This window comes from Geodermatophilus obscurus DSM 43160 (assembly GCF_000025345.1).
GTDB classification, from domain to species: Bacteria; Actinomycetota; Actinomycetes; order Mycobacteriales; family Geodermatophilaceae; genus Geodermatophilus; species Geodermatophilus obscurus.
Genome location: NC_013757.1, coordinates 2,829,480 through 2,849,858, shown reverse-complemented (window position 1 = coordinate 2,849,858; position 20,379 = coordinate 2,829,480). Strand labels below are relative to the sequence as shown.

19 protein-coding genes are annotated in these 20,379 nt (G+C 75.8%); 16 read left to right on the top strand and 3 right to left on the bottom strand.

All coding sequences use genetic code 11. From position 1 onward, the window contains the following. The first annotated feature begins 1 nt into the window (after window position 1). The 3 genes from cydB to cydC are packed head-to-tail and all read left to right on the top strand — an operon-like array spanning window position 2 to window position 4,409. A complete protein-coding gene (cydB, locus tag GOBS_RS13375) occupies window positions 2–1,036 on the top strand; it encodes a cytochrome d ubiquinol oxidase subunit II (protein ID WP_012948803.1) in 1,035 nt (344 codons plus the stop codon). After that, window positions 1,036–2,724 (top strand): thiol reductant ABC exporter subunit CydD, encoded by a 1,689-nt coding sequence (gene cydD / locus GOBS_RS13370; RefSeq protein ID WP_012948802.1) that lies wholly within the window; start codon window positions 1,036–1,038, stop codon window positions 2,722–2,724. The genes cydB and cydD overlap by 1 nt, the downstream gene beginning before the upstream one ends. Beyond that, entirely contained in the window at window positions 2,721–4,409 is a 1,689-nt protein-coding gene (gene cydC, locus GOBS_RS13365; RefSeq protein ID WP_012948801.1) for a thiol reductant ABC exporter subunit CydC, read from the top strand. Before cydD ends, cydC begins: the two co-directional genes overlap by 4 nt. 106 nt (window positions 4,410–4,515) lie before the next feature. On the opposite strand, the gene GOBS_RS13360 is transcribed toward cydC, so the two are convergent. Continuing rightward, window positions 4,516–4,719 (bottom strand): hypothetical protein, encoded by a 204-nt coding sequence (locus tag GOBS_RS13360; RefSeq protein WP_012948800.1) that lies wholly within the window; start codon window positions 4,717–4,719, stop codon window positions 4,516–4,518. A 122-nt stretch (window positions 4,720–4,841) separates the two neighbouring features. Here GOBS_RS13360 and GOBS_RS13355 point away from each other — a divergent pair, with 122 nt between their 5' ends. The 12 genes from GOBS_RS13355 (at window position 4,842) to gcvP (ending at window position 17,041) form a co-directional block, all read left to right on the top strand. Beyond that, on the top strand, window positions 4,842–5,042 hold the full coding sequence (locus GOBS_RS13355; RefSeq protein ID WP_012948799.1) for a DUF1918 domain-containing protein: 201 nt from the start codon (window positions 4,842–4,844) through the stop codon (window positions 5,040–5,042). 5 nt (window positions 5,043–5,047) lie between these two features. Then, window positions 5,048–7,138: an elongation factor G-like protein EF-G2 gene (locus GOBS_RS13350; protein ID WP_012948798.1), complete on the top strand. Its 2,091-nt coding sequence runs from the start codon at window positions 5,048–5,050 to the stop codon at window positions 7,136–7,138. A gap of 170 nt (window positions 7,139–7,308) precedes the next feature. Then, window positions 7,309–7,980 (top strand): cardiolipin synthase ClsA, encoded by a 672-nt coding sequence (gene clsA / locus GOBS_RS13345; protein WP_012948797.1) that lies wholly within the window; start codon window positions 7,309–7,311, stop codon window positions 7,978–7,980. Next, a complete protein-coding gene (locus GOBS_RS13340; protein WP_012948796.1) occupies window positions 7,977–8,897 on the top strand; it encodes a DUF881 domain-containing protein in 921 nt (306 codons plus the stop codon). Before clsA ends, GOBS_RS13340 begins: the two co-directional genes overlap by 4 nt. A 2-nt stretch (window positions 8,898–8,899) precedes the next feature. After that, complete coding sequence (locus GOBS_RS13335; protein WP_012948795.1) at window positions 8,900–9,232, top strand: small basic family protein; 333 nt, start codon at window positions 8,900–8,902, stop codon at window positions 9,230–9,232. Beyond that, window positions 9,229–10,158, top strand: a complete 930-nt coding sequence (locus tag GOBS_RS13330) for a DUF881 domain-containing protein (protein WP_012948794.1) — start codon at window positions 9,229–9,231, stop codon at window positions 10,156–10,158. Before GOBS_RS13335 ends, GOBS_RS13330 begins: the two co-directional genes overlap by 4 nt. 40 nt (window positions 10,159–10,198) lie before the next feature. Then, window positions 10,199–10,603 carry a glycine cleavage system protein GcvH gene (gene gcvH, locus GOBS_RS13325; protein ID WP_012948793.1) on the top strand — a complete coding sequence of 135 codons (405 nt, stop codon included), beginning with the start codon at window positions 10,199–10,201 and terminating at the stop codon, window positions 10,601–10,603. Between the two features lie 251 nt (window positions 10,604–10,854). Then, a complete protein-coding gene (gene odhI / locus GOBS_RS13320) occupies window positions 10,855–11,367 on the top strand; it encodes an oxoglutarate dehydrogenase inhibitor Odhl (protein ID WP_012948792.1) in 513 nt (170 codons plus the stop codon). A 129-nt stretch (window positions 11,368–11,496) separates the two neighbouring features. Further along, complete coding sequence (gene ftsR, locus GOBS_RS13315) at window positions 11,497–12,222, top strand: transcriptional regulator FtsR (protein WP_041241489.1); 726 nt, start codon at window positions 11,497–11,499, stop codon at window positions 12,220–12,222. 121 nt (window positions 12,223–12,343) lie between these two features. Beyond that, a complete protein-coding gene (locus GOBS_RS13310; RefSeq protein WP_012948790.1) occupies window positions 12,344–12,835 on the top strand; it encodes a bifunctional nuclease family protein in 492 nt (163 codons plus the stop codon). 477 nt (window positions 12,836–13,312) lie between these two features. Further along, window positions 13,313–13,885, top strand: a complete 573-nt coding sequence (locus tag GOBS_RS13305; protein ID WP_012948789.1) for a MerR family transcriptional regulator — start codon at window positions 13,313–13,315, stop codon at window positions 13,883–13,885. Window positions 13,886–14,044: 159 nt separating this feature from the next. Further along, window positions 14,045–17,041, top strand: a complete 2,997-nt coding sequence (gene gcvP, locus GOBS_RS13300) for an aminomethyl-transferring glycine dehydrogenase (RefSeq protein WP_012948788.1) — start codon at window positions 14,045–14,047, stop codon at window positions 17,039–17,041. A gap of 535 nt (window positions 17,042–17,576) precedes the next feature. Here gcvP and coaA read toward each other — a convergent pair. Further along, complete coding sequence (gene coaA / locus GOBS_RS13295; protein WP_012948787.1) at window positions 17,577–18,539, bottom strand: type I pantothenate kinase; 963 nt, start codon at window positions 18,537–18,539, stop codon at window positions 17,577–17,579. A 122-nt stretch (window positions 18,540–18,661) separates the two neighbouring features. Between coaA and GOBS_RS13290 the strand changes: the two genes are divergently transcribed. Beyond that, complete coding sequence (locus GOBS_RS13290; protein WP_012948786.1) at window positions 18,662–19,468, top strand: GNAT family N-acetyltransferase; 807 nt, start codon at window positions 18,662–18,664, stop codon at window positions 19,466–19,468. Between the two features lie 2 nt (window positions 19,469–19,470). On the opposite strand, the gene GOBS_RS13285 is transcribed toward GOBS_RS13290, so the two are convergent. Next, a complete protein-coding gene (locus tag GOBS_RS13285) occupies window positions 19,471–20,376 on the bottom strand; it encodes a class A beta-lactamase-related serine hydrolase (RefSeq protein WP_243697498.1) in 906 nt (301 codons plus the stop codon). Window positions 20,377–20,379: the final 3 nt, after the last annotated feature.

Genomic DNA, 20,379 nt, shown 5'->3' with positions numbered 1-20,379 from the left:
GGTGGACCTCGTCACGCTGTGGTTCTGGCTCATCGCGCTGACGTTCACCCTCTACTTCTTCCTCGAGGGCTTCGACTTCGGCGTGGACATCCTGCGGCCCACGCTGGCCCGGAACGAGGCCGAGGAGCGGGCGCTGACCGGCACCATCGGCCCGTTCTGGGACGGCAACGAGGTGTGGATAATCGCCGCGGCCGGCCTGATGTTCTCGACCTTCCCGATCTGGTACGGCGCGTTATTCAGCGGCCTCTACCCCATCTTCGTGGCGATCCTGCTGGCCCTGCTGCTGCGCGGGGTGTCCTTCGAGTACCGCAACCAGGTCGACAAGCAGCGGTGGCGGGACTTCTGGGACTGGATGTCCTTCCTCGGCAGCGTCGTCCCCTCGTTCCTCTGGGGCGTCGTGATGGCCAAGATCATCGAGGGGCTCGCGGTCAACGAGGACTCCCGGGTGGTCAGCCCGGTCACCGAGCTGTTCACGCCGTTCGCGCTGGTCGGCGGGTGCGCCACGCTGCTGCTGTTCGTGCTGCACGGCGCGAACTTCCTGCTCCTGCGGTTGCACCAGGACACCCCGTTGCACGCCCGGGCCCGCAGGGCGGCGCTCGGGTGGGGGGCGCTGGCGACCGTGGCCATCCTGGCCTTCGTCGTCATGGGCTACGTCACCGAGGGCCTGTTCGAGGACTTCGGCGTGCTGCCCTGGCTCTTCCCGGTGGCGGCGTTCCTGACCCTGGCCAGCATCTGGTTGGCGCTCACGCTGCGCCGCGACACCCTCGCGTTCACGATGAGCGGGCTGACCATCCTCTTCGCCACGGTGACGGTGTTCATCGCCCTGTTCACCCGCGGCGTGGTGCTGCCCTCCACGCTGGACCCGGCGTTCAGCCTGACGCTGCAGGAGTCGGCCAGCCAGCACTACACCCTGGTGCTGATGACCTGGGTGGGCGCGATCTTCCTGCCGCTGATCATCGGCTACCAGATCTGGAACTACTACGTCTTCCGGGAGCGGGTGCGGCCCGACGAGGGTGCCCTCGACCAGGGGTACTGATGGGCTCTCGTCCGGCGGCGCACGGCCCCGTGGCACGGGTGCTGGCCCGGCCCGGACCCCGCCGGCTGGCTCTGGCCTGCGCCGCCCTGGCCGCGCTCACCGCCGTCCTGCTCGTGGTGCAGTGGGCGCTGGTCGCCGCCGTGGTCAGCGCGGTGTTCGCCGGGCGGTCCACCCCCGGCGACCTGCTCGGCGCCCTCGCCGGAGCCCTGGCCGCGTGGCTGGCGCGGGCCGGCCTGCTGGCCCTGCGGGAGCTGCTGGCGGCACGCACGTCGGCGCGGACCCGGCACGAGGTCCGCAGCGAGCTGGTGGGCAAGATCCTGCGGCTGGGCCCCGCGCTGATGGCGGGGGAGCGGGCCGGGGAGCTGGTCACGACGGCCACGGAGGGGGTCGGCAAGCTCGACGGCCTCGTGGCGCGCCTGCTGCCCGGCGCGGTGTGGGCCGCGGTGCTCCCGCCGCTGCTGGCCGGCACCGTGCTGGTGCTGGACCCGCCGAGCGGCGCGCTGCTGCTGGCCACCGGGCCGCTGCTGGTGTTCTTCCTCTGGCTGGTCGGCTCCCTGGCGGCGCGCTCGGCCCGCGAGCAGTGGACGACGCTGGGGCAGCTCGGCGCCGTGCTCGTCGACACCGTGCGGGTGCTGCCGACCCTCGTCGCCTACGGCCGGGCCGGACGGAGCCGGCGCTGGCTCGCCGACGTCGGGGAGGCGCACCGCGCGGCCACCATGCGGGTGCTGCGGACGGCCTTCCTGTCCGGCTTCGTCCTGGAGTTCGGCGCGGTGCTGTGCACGGCCCTGGTCGCCGTCACCGTGGGCGTGCGCCTCTTCTCCGGCGGCCTCGAGCTGCAACTCGCCCTGCTCGTGCTCCTGCTGACCCCCGAGTTCTTCGCCCCGCTGCGCGCGCTGGGGGCCGACCGGCACGCCGCCCTCGAGGGCCGACCCGCCGCCGAGCGGGTCCTCGCCCTGCTCGACCTGCCCGAACCGGACCGCGGCACCGCGGTCGTGCGCCCCGGCGTCCCGCACGTCCGGCTCAGCGGGGTGACCCTGCGGCACGAGGGCAACGAGGTGCTCACCGGCGTCGACCTCGACCTGCCGCCCGGCTCGCGGACCGCCCTCGTCGGGCCCAGCGGCGCGGGCAAGTCCAGCGTGCTGCGGCTGCTCCTCGGCTTCGCCGGCCCCGACGAGGGCACCGTGCTCGTCGACGGCGTCCCGCTCGCGGCCCTGGACCCGGACGCCTGGCGGGCGCGGATCGCCCACGTGCCGGAGCGGCCCTGGCTGCTGCCCGGCTCGGTCCTGGAGAACGTGCGGCTGGGCCGGCCCGGCGCCACCGTCGACGAGGTGGAGACCGCGCTGGCGCGAGCCCACCTCCTCGACGTCGTCCGGCGGCTGCCGCAGGGTCTGGACACGCCGCTGGGGGAGGACGGTGCCCGCCTCTCCGGCGGGGAGCGGCTGCGCATCGCGCTGGCCCGCGCCTTCGTCAAGGACGCCGCCGTCCTGCTGCTGGACGAGCCGACCGCCCAGCTCGACCCGGACAGCGAGGCCGAGGTGCTCGCCGCGCTCGACGCCCTGGCGCGCGGGCGGACCGTCCTCACCGTCACCCACCGCGCGGCTCCGCTGGCCCTGCACGACCGGGTGGTCCCGCTCGAGGACGGCCGCATGGCACCGGACCCGGTGCCCGGCCCGGCGGCCGTGCGGTGAGGGAGGTCCTGCGGCGGCTGCCGCCGGCGCGGACGGCGCTGGCCGTCGCGCTCGGCGCGCTCACGGTGCTCACCGGCGCGGCCCTGCTGGCGACCTCCGGCGCGCTGATCAGCGGCGCGGCCCAGCGCCCCGCGACGCTGCTGGTGCTCATGCCGCTCATCACCGGCGTCCGGTTGTTCGGCATCTCCCGCGCCGCGCTGCGCTACGCCGAGCGGCTGGTCTCCCACGACCTCACCCTGCGCCTGGTCGCGCGAGTGCGGGCCGACCTGCTGGTCCGGCTGGTCCCGCTCGCCCCCGCCGCGCTCACCGGCGCCCGGGGCGGGGACCTGCTGGCCCGGGTCCGCGCCGACGTCGACGAGCTGCAGGGCGTGTTCCTCCGCCTCGTCGCGCCCACCGCCGTCGCCGTGCTCGCCGGCGGCGCGGCGGTGGCCCTGACCGCGCTGGTGTCCCCGCCGCTGGCCGCCGTCCTGGCGGGCGCCCTGCTGGTGCTCGGGGTCCTCGTGCCGGCGGCCGGGCTGGTGGCGGGACGGCGCGCCGCGGTGGCCGCGGGGGAGGCCGACGCCGCCTTCGGCAGCGACGCGCTGGACCTGCTGCGCGGGCTGGCCGACTCCGCCGGCGGGGACGGCGGTGCCCGGGCGCGGACCGTCCTGGAGGACTCCCTGCGGCGGCAGGAGGCCGCCGAGCTGGCGTCCGCGCGGCTGCTCGCCGTCACGACCGTGCTGCGCGAGGCGGTGCCGGCGGTCGGTGTGGGAGCGGCCCTGTGGCTGGTCGGCAACGACGTCGCCACCGGCGCGACGAACCCCGTGCTGCTGGCTGCGAGCGCCCTCGGGGTGCTCGGCTCCTTCGAGGCGGTGGGCGGCCTCGGCGCCGCCTGGAGCGCCGCCGGCGGCATCCGGGCGGCGGCCGGCCGGGTCCGGGCCCTGGGGGAGCAGCGGCCGGCGGTGACCGACCCCGCGGCGCCGCTGCCCCCGCCGACCGGCTCGGCCCTGCGGCTGGAGTCGGTCACGCTGACCCACCCCGGGGGCCGGCCCGCGCCGGCGGAGCTCGACCTCGCGGTGGCGGAGGGGGAGAAGGTCGCCCTCACCGGCCCCAGCGGCGTCGGCAAGAGCAGCGTCCTCGCGCTGCTGATGCGCGCCCTGGACCCGGACCGCGGCCGGGTCACGCTCGGGGACGTCGATCTGCGCGAGCTCGCGCTCGCCGACGTCCGCGCGCGCTCGGCCTGGGCGCCGCAGACCCCGCAGCTCCTCGGCGGCACGCTCGCCGGCAATCTCCGCCTCGCCCGCGACGACGCGAGCGAGGCGGAGCTGCGCGCCGTGCTGGCCGACGTCGGCCTGACCGGCCTGCTGGGGACCGTGGGCCTGGACGGCTGGGTCGGGGAGTCCGGCGAGCGGCTCTCGGCGGGGGAGCGGGCCCGGGTCGGCGTGGCGCGCGCCCTGCTGAGCCCGGCCCCGGTCCTGCTGCTCGACGAGCCGACCGCGCACCTCGACGCCGCCACCACGGCCCGGCTGCTCGACCTGCTGGCCGCGGAGGACCGCACGGTCGTGCTCGTCACCCACCAGACGGCGGACCTCGACCGGCGCTGGCGGGTGGTGGACCTCGCCGCGCCGGCACGAACGGCCACCGCCAGGGCGCCCGTGCCGCGGCCGGTCCCGGCGTCGCGTGCCCTCGAGGCACCCGCCCGCTGACCCGTCCCACGGACCGTGCGGCCTCGGCCTGCGCCCGTAATACCGTTATCCCCAACTGATCGTCGACATCGCCGGACGACGGGCAACAACAACGAGGGGGAAGGGGTCAGGCCGGCGCGCGGCGGGCGCACTCCGGGCAGGGCGACGCCGACCCCAGCCCGCGCCGTCCCGACCAGCTGCCCTGGACGACGGCGACCGGCGTCCCGCAGACGGCCACCCACGGCGGCGGCCCGTCGGCGGCCTCCCGGGGGACGGCGTGCGCGAGCTCGTCCTCCTGGTCCCGGCCGGCCGCGTGCTGGGGGCTCGTCATGGCACCAGCATGGGCTCCGGCAGGACGGGGAGGCGACGGGCCCGGGTCCCTTGATCGGTCCGGGCCCCGGAGGCAGGCTGTGACCCACAGCACACAGACGGGGCAGCCGCCAGGAGGTCGTCGTGCAAGCACGCGTCGGGGACCGGATCGTCGTCCGGTCCACCCACCAGGGAGAAGCCGAGCGCACCGGCCGGGTGCTCGAGGTCAGGGGAGAGGGCGGGGGGCCGCCGTACGTCGTCCGGTGGGACCCCGACGGGCACACCGGCGTCTTCCACCCGGCCGCAGGCACCTGCGCCGTCGTCCCCGAGCCGGCGAACGGCTGAGCGGCGTGGGCAAGGAGACCGTCGCCGCACCGGGCCCGCGGCCGGCCGAGAAGGTCCGCAACGTGGCCCTGGTGGGCCACGCGGCCGCGGGCAAGACCACCCTCGCCGAGGCGCTGCTGGTCGCCACCGGCGCGCTCCCCCGGGCCGGCCGGGTCGAGGACGGCACCACCTGCCTGGACAGCGAGGAGGTGGAGGTCCGCCAGCAGCGCTCGGTGTCGCTCGGCGTGGCCACCGTCGAGCACGCCGGGCACCGCATCACCCTGCTGGACACCCCCGGTTCCCCGGACTTCGTCGGCGAGCTGCGGGCCGGGCTGCGCGCGGCCGACGCCGCGCTGTTCGTCGTCTCCGCCGTCGGCGGCGTCGATGCCACCACCGTGCAGCTGTGGGAGGAGTGCGCGGCCGTCGGCATGCCGCGCGCCGTCGTGGTCACCCAGCTGGACCGCCCGCGCGCCGACGTCGACGACGCCGTCCGCTCCTGCCGCACGATGCTCGGGGACGGCGTCCTGCCGCTGCACCTGCTGCAGCGCGGGCCGGACGGCGCGGTCACCGGGCTGGTCTCCTTGCTGGAGCCGCACCCGGACGCCGAGCTGGGGGGAGCGGGCGAGCAGGACGCCGAGCGGCTCCGCGCCGAGCTGATCGAGGGGATCATCGGCGAGAGCGAGGACGAGACCCTCATGGACCGCTACCTCGACGGCGAGGAGCTCTCCGTCGCCGACCTGGTCGCGGACCTGGAGACCGCGGTGGCCCGCGGCCACTTCCACCCGATCCTGTGCGTGTCCCCGCTGACCGGTGTCGGTGTCGCCGAGCTGCTCGACCTGCTCGTCTCGGCGTTCCCCTGCCCGATGGAGCACGGCTGCCCGCCGGTCACCCGCCCCGACGGCTCCCCGGCGTCCCCGCTGTCCTGCGACCCCGACGGCCCGCTGGTCGCCGAGGTCATCAAGACGACGACCGACCCCTACCTCGGCCGCGTCTCGCTGGTGCGGGTCTTCTCCGGCACGCTGCGCCCGGACACCCCGGTGCACGTCTCCGGGCACGGCCTGGCCGACCGCGGTCACCCCGACCACGACGCCGACGAGCGGATCGGCGCGATCTCCTGCCCGCTGGGGGCGACGCTGCGCCCGGTCGCCGCCTGCCCGGCCGGGGACATCTGCGCGGTCGCGCGCCTCACCAGCGCCGAGACCGGCGACACCCTCTCCTCGCCCGACGACCCGCGGCTGGTGCCGCCCTGGGACCTGCCCACCCCGCAGCTGCCGGTCGCCGTCGAGGCGGCGTCCCGTGCCGACGAGGACCGGCTGGCCACGGCGCTGTCCCGGCTGGTCGCCGAGGACCCGACCGTCCGCCTGGAACGGCGTGCCGACACCGGGCAGCTGCTGCTGTGGTGCGTCGGCGACGCGCACGCCGAGGTGCTGCTGGAACGGCTGCGCACGCGGCACGGCGTCGCGGTCGCCACGGTGCCGGTGCGGGTGCCCATGGTGGAGACCCTCGCCGGGCCGGTGCGGGTCACCGGCCGGCACGTCAAGCAGTCCGGCGGGCACGGCCAGTACGCCGTCGTCGTCGTCGAGGCCGAGCCCGGGCCGCCCGGCTCGGGCATCGTCTTCGAGCAGCGCATCGTCGGCGGCACCGTGCCCAGCCAGTTCCACGGCAGCGTGGAGAAGGGCATCCGGGCCCAGGCCGAGCGCGGGATCTCCGGCGACCGGCCGATCGTCGACGTGCACGTGACCCTCGTCGACGGCAAGGCGCACTCGGTGGACTCCTCCGACGCCGCCTTCCAGGCCGCCGGCGCGCTGGCGCTGCGCGAGGCGGCCGCGGCCGCCGGCACCCGGGTGCTGGAGCCGTGGTGCGAGGTGCAGGTGGTGGTGCCGGGGGAGTACGTCGGTGCGGTGATGAGCGACCTGTCCGGCCGGCGGGCACGGGTCACCGGCAGCGACGCCGACCCCGAGCGCGACCGGACGACGGTGCGCGCCGAGGTCCCCGAGGTCGAGCTGCTCGGCTACGCCGGGGCGCTGCGCTCGGTCTCCCACGGCACCGGCAGCTTCTCCCGCCGGCCGCTGGGCCACGAGCCGGCGCCCGCGTCGCTGACCGCCGTCCCCGCCTGAAGGAGGACCCCGTCCTCCGGGTCCGTGCGGGGGGCCGACGGTCCTCCCCACCGTGCGCACGCTCCGGGACGCCGTCCAGCGGGTAGGGGGCCGGCTCGCGGTGCGCCGCCCCGGTGTGTCGGCGCGGGACACTAGCCTCGGGGGCCGGTGACCAGGGGTGCGGAGGTGTCGTGACGTCGTCCAACGGGCCGTCGGCCGACGCCTCGGCCCGGCCGGGGGCCGACGGGGTGCGGGGCTACGGCACCGTGGCCGACCGCAACCTGCTGCCCGACCGGGTGTGGACGCTGCCGAACGCGCTCTCGGTGCTGCGGCTGCTCGGGGTCCCGCTGTTCCTCTGGCTGCTGCTGGGGCCCCAGGCCGACGGCTGGGCCGTGGTCGTGCTCATGGTCGCCGGGGCCACCGACTGGGCCGACGGCAAGCTGGCGCGCAGCCTCGGGCAGTCCAGCCGGCTGGGGGCCCTCCTCGACCCGGCCGCCGACCGCCTGTACATCGTCGCCACGCTGGTCGCCTTCGTGCTGCGCGACGTCGTCCCGCTGTGGCTGGTCGCCGCCCTGGTGGGGCGCGAGCTGGTGCTGGCCCTGGCGCTGCTGGTGCTGCGCGTCCACGGCTACCCGCCGCTGCAGGTGCACTACCTGGGCAAGGCGGCGACCTTCATCCTGCTCTACGCCTTCCCGCTGCTGCTCCTCGCCGACGGCGACGGGCCGGTCGCGGCCGTCGTGGCACCGGTCGCGTGGGCGCTGACCGTCTGGGGCAGCGCCCTCTACCTCCTCGCCGGCGTCCTGTACGTCGTCCAGGTCGTCGGGCTGGTCCGCGCCGAGCGGGCGGCCGGGAGCCCGCCGTGACCACCCTGCAGCGCGGCGGCGGGCCGCGCTCGCTGGGCGCCTCGCTGCTCGACCAGGTGCTCGCCGAGACCCTCGACCCGGCCTACGCGCAGGCCGCGCGGGCCCGCGAGGCGCGCGCCGCGGGGGAGGAGGCCCCGCGGCCCCGGCGGCGCCGGGGGCAGGTCGCCGTCGCCGCGGTGATGGCCGTCGCCGGTGTGCTGGCCGCGGTCACCTACGACCAGGCCGCAGCCGGCGCCCAGGGCCGCGAGGAGGTGCGCATGGCGCTGGTCGCGGAGATCGAGGGTGAGTCGGCGACCACCGACCGGCTCGCCGCCGACCTGGAGGCGTTGCGCGGGCAGGTCACCGCCGCCCGGGACGACGCGCTGGCGGCCACCGCCGTCGGGCAGCGGGCCCTCGACCGGCTGGCCGGCGCCGAGCTCGCCGCCGCGGTGGTCCCGGTCAGCGGCCCCGGTCTGCTGGTCACCCTCGCCGACGCCGGACCCGACGCCGACGCCGACCCGGTCGGCGGGTCGGCGGAGGTCGACCCCCGCGGCCAGGTCCGCGACGGCGACCTGCAGCTGGTGGTCAACGCGCTGTGGGCGTCCGGCGCCGAGGCGGTGAGCATCAACGGCCAGCGGCTGGGCCCGACGACGGCGATCCGCTTCGCCGGCGAGGCGGTCCTCGTCGACTTCCGGCCGGTCACCAACCCCTATCTGGTCAGCGCGGTCGGCGACCCGGGGACGCTGCGCGGCCGGTTCCTGGCCAGCCCCGAGGTCAACGCCCTCGCCGTCATCTCCGACACCTACGGACTGCGCTTCGAGTTCGCCCAGGAGGACGAGCTGTCCCTTCCCGCCGGGAGCCCCCCCAAGCTCCGTTCCGCCGTCCCGGTGTCCGCGGTGCCACCTCCACCGGCTCCCGAGCCCGCGCCGGGAGGCTGACCGTGATCCCGATCCTCGGCCTGGCCGCCGGCATCCTGCTCGGGCTGCTGTTCGACCCCACCGTGCCGCTGTGGCTGCAGCCCTACCTGCCGATCGCCGTGGTCGCCGCCCTCGACGCCGTCTTCGGCGGCTTCCGCGCCCGGCTCGACGGGATCTTCGACGCCAAGGTGTTTGTCATCTCGTTCGTGTCCAACGTGGTGGTGGCCGCGCTGGTGGTGTTCCTCGGCGACCAGCTGGGCGTGGGCGCGCAGCTGTCCACGGCCGTGGTCGTCGTCCTGGGCATCCGCATCTTCGGCAACGCCGCGGCCATCCGCCGGCACGTGTTCCGGGCATGAATGGGCCCCGGCGCCCGGCGCCCGGGCCCGGTGAGCGGCCGGAGGACGACGTCCACCCCGGCGACGACGCCCCCGACCTCGACGCGCCCGACCTCGACGCGCCCGACCTCGACGCGCCCGACCTCGACGCGCCCGACCTCGATGCTCCTGACCCGGACGCCCCCGGTCCCGTCGCGGACGCCGACCCGCCCGCGGCGGAGCAGCCGCCCCCCGAGGCGCCTGCGCCGCGGCGGCGCCGGCGCGACCCGCTCGCCGCGGCGCTCATCGGCGTCCTCACCCTGTTGCTCGGCTTCGCCTTCGCCGTCCAGGTGCGCACCACGGGGACGGGGGAGGACTACTCGACCCTCCGCGAGGAGGACCTGGTCCGCATCCTCGACGAGCTCGACGCCCGGGAGGACCGGCTGCGCGAGCAGCTCGCCGACCAGCGCGCCGCACTGCGGGAGCTGAACAGCTCCGACAGCCAGTCCGAGGCCGCGCTGCAGGAGGCCCGGGAGCGGGCCGAGGCCCTGGGCATCCTCAACGGCACCGTCGCCGCCCAGGGCCCCGGCCTGCTCATGACCGTCCGCGACCCGGAGGGGCGGGTGCGGGTCGCCGACCTGCTCGACGCCGTCCAGGAGCTGCGCGGCGCGGGAGCGGAGACGATGCAGATCGACGGCGTCCGCGTCGGGGTCTCGACGGCGGTCACCGGCGAGCCGGGGCAGCTGCGGATCGACGGCACCGCGGTGCAGAGCCCCTACGAGATCCGGGTCATCGGCTCACCGCAGGACCTGGAGACGGCGATGAACATCCCCGGCGGCGTCGTCGACCGGGTCGGCCGGCAGGGCGGCAGCGTCGACATCGAGCAGTCCCCGACCGTCCTGGTGGACGCGTTGCGGCAGCTGGACCGGCCTCAATACGCTCAACCCGACACCGACGACGGCAACTGACGCCGCGCCGGCCCACCCCTCCCCGACGAGGAGCCGCTGCATGACCACGCCCGACGACCGCCGCTACACCGAGCAGCACGAGTGGGCCCTGCTGCAGCCGGGTGGGGGCGAGGGCACCGTCGTGCGGGTCGGCATCACCGACCACGCCCAGGACGCGCTGGGCGACATCGTCTTCGTGCAGCTGCCCGAGGTCGGGACCGAGGTCGCGCCCGGCACCGCCATCGGCGAGGTGGAGTCGACCAAGTCGGTCTCCGACGTCTACGCGCCGGTCGCCGGCGTCGTGACCGCGGCCAACGAGGCCCTCACCGACGCGCCGGAGACCATCAACGCCGACCCCTACGGGGAGGGCTGGCTGGTCGAGATCACCGTCGCCGGGAACGGCGACGACCCCACCGGGGCGCTGCTGGACGCCGCCGCGTACCAGGCCCTGGTCGACGCGGGCTGACCTGTCCCGGGCCCCCGGCGAGGGTCACTATGCTGCCCCGTGGGAGCCGCGCGGCCCCCGGGGTGAGCGCCGAGCCTCACCCTGTACGTTCGGTTGACCCTCGGGTCGGCCGCTGGTTCCATGACCCACGGCCCGCCGTGCACGACGCGGCGACCGACCCGCGACGGGCCGTCCGGCCCGTCGTCCGCCGGCCGCCCGCGGCCAGACCCCAGGCCCGCGGCGGTGCCACCCCTGCACCGGAGGAGACAGACGTGCACTGCACTCGTTGTGGCCACAACAACCCCGAGGGCAGTCGCTTCTGCGCGCAGTGCGGCGCGGCGCTGTCCCAGGAGCGGATCGGGGAGTCCACCAGCGTCATCCCCAAGGTGGGTGGCGAGGACTCCGCCGAGACCCCCGAGGTCACCGAGGCCGACGCCCACGCCGGCGCGGTGGAGTCGCTGCCCGCGGGCTCGGCCCTGCTGGTCGTCAAGCGCGGCCCCAACGCCGGCAGCCGCTTCCTGCTCGACCAGGACGTCACCACCGCCGGTCGGCACCCCGACAGCGACATCTTCCTCGACGACGTGACCGTCAGCCGCCGGCACGTGGAGTTCCACCGCGAGGGCGGCGGCTTCTCGGTGCACGACGTCGGCAGCCTCAACGGCACCTACGTCAACCGCGAGCCGGTCGACGTCGCGACGCTGGCCGGGGGCGACGAGGTGCAGATCGGCAAGTTCCGCCTCGTGTACCTGACCGGTCCGCGCACGGGCGAGCCCGCCGGCGCGTGACCGAGCCCGCGAGGTCACGCATGTGCGCGGCACCACCGGGCACGAGCGCGACGAGCGCCAGCGAGGAGCGCTCGTGACCCGGCGGGCAGCCGGGGGGGCGGGGACGCTGCCGACAGCACGGCCGGCGGCGTGAGCGCGGTGCCCTCGCGTGCCGACGAGTCCGGGCAGCCCGACGAGCGGCACACGCCGCGCCTCACGATCGGCGAGGTGCTGACCGTGCTGCGCGAGGACTTCCCGGACGTCACGATCAGCAAGATCCGGTACCTGGAGTCCGAGGACCTGGTGCACCCACAGCGCACGCCGTCGGGGTACCGGAAGTTCTCCTCGGCCGACGTGGCCCGGCTGCGGTACGTGCTGGCCGCCCAGCGCGACCAGTACCTGCCCCTGCGGGTCATCAAGGACCACCTCGCGGCGCTCGACCGCGGCGAGCCGCTGCCGGGCAGCGCGCCGCCGACGGCGCCGCCGCCGGAGGAGGACGCCGACACCGGCAGCCTGACCAGCGAGCAGTTCGCGCGGGCGTCGGGACTCGAGCCCGGGCAGCTGGCCGCCTGTGTGCAGTTCGGGCTGCTCACCCCCGACGCCGACGGGCGGCACCCCGCGGCCGACCTGCCGATCGCGCGGGCGGCCGCCGGTCTCGCCCGGCACGGCATCGAGCCGCGGCACCTGCGCGTCTACCAGAACGGCGCCGAGCGGGAGGCCGGGCTGGTCGAGCAGCTGGTCGCGCCGGTGCTGCGGGCGCGCTCGGAGGAGGCCCGCAACCGGGCCACCGAGAAGCTGCGGGAGCTCGCGGGGCTCTCCGCCCAGCTGCACGGAGCCCTCCTGGAGGCACGCCTCCGGGACCTCCTGCGCCCCTGACTCGGGCGTACCGTGGTCGGAGCCGGGCTCCGAGTCCGCGGCCCGGCGCCGAGCCGTCGTCCACCAGCCGCCCGTACCGATCCACCGCCCGTTCCCGGGCCGCAGCTGAGGGAGCCCCACCGTGCAGGAACTCAGAGTCGTCGGCGTCCGGGTCGAGCTGCCCGGGAACCAGCCGATCCTGCTGCTCAAGGAGACGCAGGGGGAGCGGTACCTGCCCATCTGGATCGGTGCGGTCGAGGCGGCCGCGATCGCCTTCGAGCAGCAGGGCGTGCGCCCGGCCCGGCCGATGACCCACGACCTGCTGCGCGAGGTGGTCCGCGCGCTGGGCGCGGAGCTCGAGGCCGTCAACATCACCGAGATGCGCGACGGCATCTACATCGCCGAGCTGGTGTTCGGCGACGACCGGGTGGTCAGCGCCCGCCCGTCGGACGCCGTCGCCCTCGCCGTCCGCACCGGTGCCCCGATCTTCGGCGCCGAGGACCTGCTCGACGAGGTCGGCATCGAGATCCCCGACGAGCAGGAGGACGAGGTCGAGAAGTTCCGCGAGTTCCTCGACCAGATCTCCCCGGAGGACTTCGGCGCCGGCTCCGGCTCCGGCGGCGGCCCCGCCTGAAGCCAAGGACCACCCTTCCCCCCGCGCCCCGGAAGCGGGCCTCCCTCCCCCCGCCACTCACAGGCTCACGGCGGGACCCCGCAGCGAGGCCGGCGGAAGCCTGAGAGGTGGCCGTTCTCGTACGTCACCGCGCCCGGGACGGGGGCGGCTCCGGACGGCGCGGCGGGGCCACGCGGTCGGCGGGCGTGCGGCGCGGGTGACTGCTGTGACGGCAGGGGCGCGTGCGGCGGGTCGTCGCGGTCGGAGGCGCGATCCGGGTCAAGGGCGAGGCACGGTGCGCCGATACCCCTCCGATGGGTGAGTGCCGCGACACGCCGCCCTCCTCAGTTGACCCACCCCAGGGCCCGGCTTACGGTCGGCGAACAACAGCGGTGGAAGTACTGGCACGCGACGCGGCAGCCCGCCTGCAGCGACACGAGTCCGGCGCCCACCGCGGGGACCGCGGCGTCAGCTGCGGGAGCAGAGGAGGACGCTGACGTGAGCGACCAGAGCAAGGGCTCCCAGGGTCAGCTCTTCAGCGACGCTGCCGTGGGCGCGCCGTCCTACGACGAGGTCGACAGCGACCTCGTCGGGTACCGCGGCCCGACGGCGTGTGCCGCTGCCGGCATCACCTACAGGCAGCTGGACTACTGGGCCCGTACCGGCCTGGTCGCACCGTCGGTGCGCAGCGCCACCGGCTCGGGGACCCAGCGGCTGTACTCCTTCCGCGACATCCTGGTGCTCAAGGTCGTCAAGCGGCTGCTCGACACCGGCGTCTCGCTGCAGAACATCCGCAAGGCCGTCGACCACCTCCGCAACCGCGGCATCAAGGACCTCGCGAACGTCACGCTCTTCTCCGACGGCGCCACGGTGTACGAGTGCACCTCCGCCGAGGAGGTCGTGGACCTGCTCGCCGGAGGTCAGGGCGTCTTCGGCATCGCCGTCTCCGGCGCGCTGCGCGAGCTCTCCGGCGAACTGGCCGAGCTGCCGGCCGAGCGCATCGACGGCGCCCCGCTGCACACCACCGACGACGAGCTCTCCCAGCGCCGCCGCCGCCGCGCCGCGGTGTGAGGCGATGACACCGCCGGCCTCCGGCCGACACCGCGGCCACGTGCTGTCCTTCTGCTGAGCCGAGCCCCACCCGCCCCGCCTCGTCGGACCGCGCCTGACGTCGGTCGCCTCGTCCGCGCACCCGCCGCCGTCCGCTCAGCCGCTGGTAGCGTCGTGGTAATGGCGGACCGTGCCCCTGAGCCCCTGCCCGCACTCGCCGCGCTGGACCCCGCGGGGTCCTTCGCCGCCCGGCACATCGGCCCGCGACCCGACGAGACGCAGGCGATGCTCGCCGCCGTCGGCCACCCGACGCTGGAGTCCCTGGTCGACGCGTGCGTGCCCGAGGGCGTCCGGGACCGGACGCCGCTGGACCTGCCGCCGGCCGCCGACGAGGCCACCGTGCTGCGGCTGCTGCGCGAGCGGGCCGAGGCCAACGACGTGCACACCTCGATGATCGGGCTCGGCTACTCCGGCACGGTCACCCCCGCGGTCATCCAGCGGACCATCCTGGAGAACCCCGCCTGGTACACCGCCTACACGCCCTACCAGCCCGAGATCAGCCAGGGCCGGCTGGAAGCGCTGATCAACTTCCAGACGATGGTCGCCGACCTCACCGGCCTGCCCGTCGCCGGCGCCTCCATGCTCGACGAGGCGACCGCCGCCGCCGAGGCGATGACCCTGGTCCGCCGGGCCGGGCGGGCCAAGGCGGAGGCGGTGTTCGTCGTCGACGAGGACACGCTGCCGCAGACCCTCGCCGTCCTGCGCACCCGCGCCGAGCCGCTGGGCATCGCCCTGCACATCACCGACCTCTCCACCGGCTGGCCCACCGACCTGCCCGAGGCCGGGGCGTTCGGCGTGCTGCTGTCCTACCCGGGGGCCAGCGGCGCCATCCGCGACCACCGGGCGCTCGCCGCCGCCGCGCACGAAGCCGGCGCCGCGGTCGTCGTCGCCGCCGACCTGCTGGCGCTGACGCTGCTGGAGGCGCCGGGGGAGTGGGGCGCCGACGTCGCGTGCGGCAGCTCGCAGCGTTTCGGCGTCCCCATGGGGTACGGCGGCCCGCACGCCGGCTACCTGTCGGTGCGCGAGGGGCTGGCCCGGCAGCTGCCCGGCCGGCTGGTCGGCGTCTCGGTCGACGCCGACGGCGACGCCGCCTACCGGCTGGCGCTGCAGACCCGCGAGCAGCACATCCGCCGGGAGAAGGCGACCAGCAACATCTGCACCGCGCAGGTGCTGCTCGCCGTCATGGCCGGCGCCTACGCCGTCTACCACGGCGCGGAGGGTCTGACCGCGATCGCCGCCCGCGTGCACCGCAGCGCGCAGGCCCTGGCCGGCTGGCTGCGCGCGGGCGGAGTGGAGGTCGTCCACGACCGGTTCTTCGACACCGTGCACGCCCGGGTGCCCGGCCGGGCCGCCGAGGTGGTCGCCGCGGCCGCGCAGCAGCGCATCAACCTGCGGCTGGTCGACGCCGACACCGTCGGTGTCGCCTGCGACGAGACGACGACGGTCGACACGCTGCGCGTGGTGGCGAAGGCCTTCGGCGTCCCGGTGGACGACGCGACGCCGGACGACGGCGGTGCCGACGCGCTGCCCGCCGAGCTGCGCCGCCGCACCCCGTTCCTGACCCACCCGATCTTCTCCGCGCACCGCTCGGAGACCGCGCTGCTGCGCTACCTGCGCTCGCTGTCGGACAAGGACCTGGCGCTGGACCGCACGATGATCCCGCTCGGCTCCTGCACGATGAAGCTGAACTCCGCGGTGGAGATGGCCGCGATCACCTGGCCGGAGTTCGCCCAGCTGCACCCGTTCGCCCCGGCCGAGCAGGCCCGCGGCTACCGGCAGCTGATCGACGAGCTGTGCACCGCGCTGGCCGAGGTCACCGGCTACGCGGCGGTGAGCGTGCAGCCCAATGCGGGCTCGCAGGGCGAGTTCGCCGGGCTGCTGGCCATCCGCGGCTACCACCGCTCCCGCGGCGAGGCACACCGCGACGTCTGCTTGATTCCGTCCTCGGCGCACGGAACCAACGCCGCCAGCGCGGTGATGGCCGGGATGCGGGTGGTCGTGGTGGCCTGCGACGAGGCCGGCAACGTCGACGTCGCCGACCTGCACGCCAAGGTCGACCAGCACGCCGAGCGGCTGGCCGCCATCATGATCACCTACCCGTCGACGCACGGGGTGTTCGAGGCCGACATCCAGGAGATCTGCGGCGCGGTGCACGACGCCGGCGGTCAGGTCTACGTCGACGGCGCCAACCTCAACGCGATGGTCGGCCTGGCCCGGCCCGGCCGCTTCGGCTCCGACGTCAGCCACCTGAACCTGCACAAGACCTTCTGCATCCCGCACGGCGGCGGGGGCCCCGGCGTCGGGCCGATCGGCGTCCGCGAGCACCTGGTGCCGTTCCTGCCCGGCCACCCGCTGGTCGACACCGGGACGCAGGGCCCGGCGGTCTCGGCCGCGCCGTGGGGGTCGGCCGGCATCCTGCCGATCTCCTGGGCCTACGTGCGGCTGATGGGGCCCGACGGGCTGCTGCGGGCAACCGAGCACGCCATCCTGGCCGCCAACTACGTCGCCACCCGGCTGCGCGAGCACTACCCGGTGCTCTACACCGGCGCCGACGGGCTCGTCGCTCACGAGTGCATCCTCGATCTCCGGCCTCTGACCAAGGCCACCGGGATCACCAACGACGACATCGCCAAGCGGCTGGTCGACTTCGGCTTCCACGCCCCGACGATGAGCTTCCCGGTCGCCGGCACGCTGATGGTCGAGCCGACGGAGAGCGAGGACAGGGGCGAGCTGGACCGCTTCGTCGACGCCATGGTCGCCATCCGCGCGGAGATCGAGAAGGTCGCCACCGGGGAGTACGACCGGACCGACAACCCGCTGCGCAACGCCCCGCACACCCTCGCCATGGTGGCGGGGGAGTGGGACCGGCCGTATCCGCGCGAGGTCGCCGTCTACCCGGTGCCGGCGCTGCGCGGCCGCGGCTACCTCGCACCGGTGCGCCGGATCGACCAGGCCTACGGCGACCGCAACCTGGTCTGCTCCTGCCCGTCACCGGAGGCCTTCGCCGAGCCCGACCCGCCCTCGGGGCCCGTGGCCCGCGTCCCGGACCGCGCCGAGGGGGCTCCCGACGACCTGGGGACGGCGGCCGACGCGGTCCCCGCCGGCGCTCCGGCCTGACGACGGTCGTCCCTGCCGGGGCATCGCCGCGGGCTCTCCGGGCGGCCAGCGGACCCTGACGCGGAATCAGGCCGTGGGTCGGCCCTGACGGTCGCGGCCGTGGCGCCGACCGTCAGGGCCGGCGCCACCGCCCTCGCGCGACTGCCGTACACCCGTTATCCCCAACTGCCCGACGCCTCGAAGATCCCAGAAGGACCGGCTGCTGCGGAGGAGGGGAGCCCGCCCTCCGGGACCCCGACGGCTGTCGTGGGCGGCAACACGGGTGTCGCGGGCGGCGATCAGGGCCGGCGCTCGCGGCGTGCGCTCCGATCCGCGGGGGACGTCCGGGCGACACGGGGCGGCCGACGCCGCAGGGTCGGTGTCGTCGGCGACCGGGCTGACCGCGGGGTCGTCGCCGTCGACACGCGGCGAGCGTCGACTGATCCTGCTTACGGCCAGTCACATCCCATACTGCCGTTATCCCCAACTCGGCCGAACAACGACCAGGAAGGACGAAAAGCGGCCGACCACAGGCAGGCCCTGCCCCGCGTCGGGCTCAGATCTTGCGCAGCAGGACCCGGCGCACCTCGTGGTCGGCGGCCTTCTGCAGCACCAGCCGGGCGCGGGAGCGGGTCGGGGCGATGTTGTCGCGCAGGTTGGGGCCGTTGACGGCCGCCCAGATGCCGAGAGCCGTCTCGCGGGCCTGCTCGTCGGTCAGGTCGGCGAAGCGGTGGAAGTAGGCACTGGTGTCGGCGAACGCCGTCCGCCGCAGGGCGAGGAAGCGCTCGACGTACCACTGCCGGATGTCGGACTCGGCGGCGTCGACGTAGACCGAGAAGTCGAAGAAGTCGGAGAGGAACACCTCGGGTGCGCGGCCGTCGGCCGGGCGGCCGGCCTGCAGCACGTTGAGCCCCTCCAGCACGAGGATGTCGGGCCGGTCGACGACCTGCCGAGCGTCGGGGACGACGTCGTAGGACAGGTGGTCGTACAGCGGGGCGCTGACCTCGTCGCGGCCGGACTTCACGTCGGCGAGGAAGCGCAGCAGCCCCCGCCGGTCGTAGCTCTCCGGGAAGCCCTTGCGCCCGAGCAGCCCGCGGGCGTCCAGCTCGGCGTTGGGCAGCAGGAACCCGTCGGTGGTCACCAGGTCGACCCGGGGGCTGTCGGGGCCGGCCGCCAGCAGCGTCTGCAGCAGCCGGGCGGTGGTGCTCTTGCCGACGGCGACGCTGCCGGCGACCGCGATCACGTAGGGCACCTTGGCCGTCGAGTCGCCCAGGAACTCGCTGCGGGCCGCCCACAGCCGCCGGCTGGCCTCCACGTGCAGCCGCAGCAGCCCGGCCAGCGGCAGGTAGACCGTCGCCACCTCGTCGAGGTCGATCCGGTCACCGAGGCTGGCCAGTGACTCCAGCTGCGCCGCGTCCAGGGGCAGCGAGGTGCCCGCCGCGAGGGAGCGCCACGAGGCGCGGTCGAAGACCGCGTAGGGCGACACCTGGGGTCGTGCCGCCGCCGTCACGCCGCCCATCCCACTCCTGTCACGGCCCCCATCGTGCCGTCCGCCCCCGGTGCCTCACGCCCCCGGGTGGCTCCCGGGCGCTCGAGCGGCCATCGGCGGACGCCGTCCCGCGCTCCGTCTAGGGTGCCGGTGTGTCCCTGCCCCCCGGGCTGCTCGAGCGTGTCGAGCGGTACTTCGCCGCGGCGCCGCTCCCCGACGCGCGCATCGAGACCGTCGGCGGTCTCGACGTGCCGGTCGGCAGCCCCATGTGGCCCTACCCGGCGCGGCCGCGGCCGGGGGAGACGGTGAGCGCCGACGACGTCCGGTCGGCCGCCGCGCTCCAGCAGGCCGCGGGCCTGCCGGTGGCGCTCGAGTGGGTGTGCGAGGACGCGCCGACGGTGGAGGCGGCCGTGCGCGCCGCCGGGCTGGCCGTGGACTCCTCGCCACTGCTGGTCGCCGCGGACCCCGTGGAGCTGCTGCTGCCCTCCGGCGTCCGGCTGTACCTGGTCGGCGCCGAGGACCCCGAGCTGCCACGCTACGAGCGCCTGGCGTCGATCGCCTTCGCCCACCCGGGACCGCGCTCGGAGGCGGGCGGCCCCTCGGTCGGTGTGGCCCTCGGCTCGCCGCGCACCGCAGTGCTGCGTGAGCGGATCGCGACCGGCCGCACCGTCATGATGGTCGCGGTCGAGGACGGCGAGCCCGTCGCGGTCGGCACCCACCACCCGGTGGACGTCGACGGCGCGGAGGTCACCGAGATCGCCGGCGTGGCCACCCTGCCCCGGCTGCGGGGGCGCGGGCTGGGCGCGGGCCTCGCCTCGGCGCTGACCGCACATGCCCGGGAGAGCGCCGAGCTGGTGTTCCTGGTGGCCGGGGACGACGACGTCGCGCGGGTCTACGAGCGGACCGGCTTCGCCCGCCTGGCCACCGTGGGCGTTGCCGACCTCGCCGACGGGGGCTGAGCTCAGGAGGCCGCCGGCGGCGGCACGGCAGCGGCGGCCGCGTCCAGCGCAGCCTTGGCCGCGTCCCAGCCCACCGACCGGGGCACCTCGCTGAGCAACACCACCACCCGACCACCGGCGATCCCCACCGAGTGCAGGTGCCGCTGGCCGCTGAGGCAGCACATCCAGCCCTGCTTGACCGCGGCCCCGGGCAGCGTCCCGAACACGCCGTACTCCTGGTCGAACCCGTCGGAGGCGATGGGGGTCGCGGTGCCCATCCAGCCCTGAAGCGCGGCGGCGTCGTCCGGGTGGGCGATGACGGGCAGCCGGGCGAGGAACCGGGCCAGGTCGGCGGCGGTCGTCGTCGTCTCGCCCCACTGTCCCCACCGGAGGGGCGGTGCGGTGCCGGTCAGGCCGTAGCGGGTGGCGACGTCGCGCACCGCCTGCGCTCCGCCGAAGCGCACCCAGACGTCCGAGGCCGCGGGGTCGTTCGAGCCGCGGATCATCACCTCGAGCTGCGCCCGGTCCTCGGGGGTCAGGCCGACGGCTCCGGTGCGCGCGCGGTGCAGGACGTCCTCGGCGAGGAAGAGCTTGACCAGCGAGGCGGTGGGGAAGGGCCGGCCGGCCAGTTCGCTGCCCGCCGTCCGGGCCTGCACCCGGGCGCTGTGGGCCTCGGCGGCGCGGATGGACCCGCCGGTCAGGCGCTCCTCCTGGCGGGCGACTACCACGGCGAACGTGCCGGCGTCCCCGTAGGCCGCGGTCACGGCCGGGACGATCTCGGCGGGGCCGACCTCGTGCTCCGCCGCCGCCCAGCGCGGGGTCGCGACCTCGGCGAGCAGCAGCGCGAGCAGGACGACCGCCACCAGGACCGGCGGCACACCCCGGTGGACGCGACGGGGCCAGGTCCGCAGCGCCCGAGCCGTGTCCACACC